Origin of the sequence: Anaerosporobacter sp., assembly GCF_031551385.1 — a bacterium.
Classification (GTDB): Bacteria; Bacillota; Clostridia; order Lachnospirales; family Lachnospiraceae; genus Anaerosporobacter.
In genome coordinates, this window is record NZ_JAVBNS010000086.1 from 1 (window position 1) to 2,895 (window position 2,895).

1 protein-coding gene is annotated in these 2,895 nt (G+C 34.4%); it reads left to right on the top strand.

Annotated elements, in window-relative coordinates; translation table 11 throughout:
• Positions 1-149 precede the first annotated feature (149 nt).
• The gene (locus RMR19_RS08115; RefSeq protein WP_310602990.1) at positions 150-2,384 is read left to right on the top strand and encodes a S8 family peptidase; all 2,235 of its coding nucleotides are present in this window, start codon (positions 150-152) and stop codon (positions 2,382-2,384) included.
• Positions 2,385-2,895: the final 511 nt, after the last annotated feature.

Consider the following 2,895-nt stretch of genomic DNA (forward strand, 5'->3'; position numbering starts at 1 on the left):
GAGAATTTATTATATTTTATTTGGAAACCTTGAGAAAATCGATATTTCTTAACTAAATATACAAGGTTTCACTGTAAGAGAAATCGAAAAGCTTAAGGGAGAGTCCAAAAGCACCGTATCAAGAAAGCTAAACAAGGAGGATGATTATAATGAATAATATATTGGAACTAAAAGGCAAACGATTTGTTCAAGCTTCGAAAAGCGGTGGTGGCGGTGGTGCTTCTATGAACAGTAAAAAAGTAGTGACTCGTGAGCAAACAAATAGATTACTATTAAAAATAGGTCAAATTGCGGAATTCTGGAGAAATGAAAAAAGACCCTTTGATGGTGTACTTATTAGCGTTTATTATAATAAAATAGTCGCAAAAAGCAATCGGATTTCCGGATTATTTAAAGGCAAAGATTCTAATTTTGCTATTGTAGGAGCTAAATTCAATGAAGAAAAAAGCAAACATATTATAACTTATTTCCTTGATATTGAGGATTTGGAAAAAAGTATAGACTTACTTATTAAAACAAGTGACATTCTAAATTCTAGGTTTAATAAGGGTATCAATAAATCTGTTTTTGAAGATGAAAGGGTAATTAATGCAATTCCATTTAAAAGATTTTCAATGACTAAATCAGACTTCAAGCAAGTGATCGCTGACGTTTCATATATTGATGATTTTGAAGTGGAATCGCCAACAGCACAATTTAAGGAAAGTATAATCACATTATACAATACTCGCATGGACACAAAAACATTGTTTAAAAAGATAGGAATAGAGATTTTATCAAGTAGGATATTAAATAATCAAACAGTTTTTTTAGATGAAAACCAATTAAAACTTTTGTTTGAAAAAGCGCCTTATCTTGTTTCTATGACAACAGAAAATCTTTCTAATTTATCACCAGATGACTTTATCGAAGAATATAGGGATGATATTGTGACCATCCCTTCTCCAACTATCGAACCAACTATTGGCGTCATTGACACCCTATTTGATAACCGTGTATATTTCAGCGAATGGGTAGAATATCATGATATGGTTGATGACGAGCTCCCCAAAAACCAAGCGGATTATCGCCACGGAACTGCCGTATCTTCAATTATCGTTGATGGAGTTCGGTTAAATCCGTGGTTAAATGATGGCTGTGGTAGGTTTAAAGTACGTCACTTTGGTGTAGCAACTGGAGGCAAATTTTCTTCGTTTACAATTACAAAGCTTATAAAAGAAATTATCTCAAATAATAAAGATATTAAAGTCTGGAACATTTCGTTGGGAAGCAATCAAGAAATAAATGATAATTTTATTTCTGCAGAGGCCGCTATATTAGACCAAATTCAGTATGAGAACGATATTATCTTTGTTATTGCAGGAACTAACAAACCTAATAACGATGTTGTGAAAATAGGTTCGCCTGCCGACTCAATAAATAGCATAGTAGTAAATGCTGTTACTAAGCAAGGCTTATCAACTAAGTATGCACGAAAAGGCTTGGCGTTATCATTTTTTGCAAAACCGGATATTAGTTATTATGGTGGAAGTGAAGATCAGTATATGATAGTTTGTGAGCCGCTAGGAGCAGCAAGCGTCGCCGGCACCTCGTATGCTGCTCCTTGGATTGCCCGTAAACTGTCATATTTGATTGATGTTATAGGATTAAACAGAGAAGTGGCTAAAGCAATGATCATCGATGCGGCAAGGAATTGGAACGAAAAGCCGACACCCGAGGAGGTCGCTCTTTATGGACATGGGGTAGTACCAATCAAAATAGACCATATTGTTCAAACAAAAGATGATGAGATTAAGTTTTTGGTGTCTGATGTTAGTGAAAAATGGAATACTTACAATTATAGTTTTCCCGTTCCTCTTAAAGATGACAAATACCCCTATGTTGCAAGAGCCACTATGTGTTACTTCCCTGTATGTGACAGAACACAGGGTGTTGACTATACTAATACTGAGCTCAACCTTCATTTTGGCAGGATACAAGACAACGGCAAGTTAAAGGAAGTTAATGAAGATAAGCAGAATCAAGATGAATCGTTGAATACTGGAGGATATTATCTTTTAGAAAACGAAGCGAGGGAAAAGTTTAGAAAATGGGATAATGTAAAATACATTACTGAAGTTCCCACTAACAGGAAGCAGGCAAAGAAATCATATATAAATAAGAATTGGGGAATGGAAGTTAAAACAAACAACCGATTAGATCCGAAGGATGGAATAGGTGTTCGCTTTGGTGTTGTTGTTACGCTCAAAGAAATTAATGGTGTTAACAGGATTGATGAATTTATAAAAAGTTGTAACTTAAACGGTTGGTTAGTTAATAAAATCGAAATTGAAAACAGAATTGATATTCATGAAAAGGTAAATGAAGATATCGAATTCATTTAATTTTTTTGTTCCAATATGTTTTTAAGTTACTATTTATTTACGTAAATCCTTAAGTGTGTAATCGTAGAATCTAAAGAAAAAATCAAGATGGTATTTGTCGGCGGTATGGAGGTCAGGCAACAGATAAAATGAATCAAATCTCGGATTGATAAACAATACAAAGCGATGTTACAATAATAAAAAATTCAGACTATTTGCACATTACGAGAGTTCAAAGTCTGACATCGAAAATGAAAATATATCTTTTTCGTATCCCATAGACAAAAAGGGGCTGTAACAAAAGCCTCAAAGAAACCGTTTCAAATCGAAAGATTTGAGGCGGATTTTGTTGTAATAATGAGCAGGATATGGTATAATAAAAGCAAGGAACACGTAGTAACCATGCGGGATTAGGAGGAAAACAGGGATGAAAAAAAGAGCATCGTTCAAGGCTTACGAACAGCATCAATTATCGCTGATTCCGATGGATTTAGATACACTGATACCTGATAACCATATGGTTCGAGTGGTG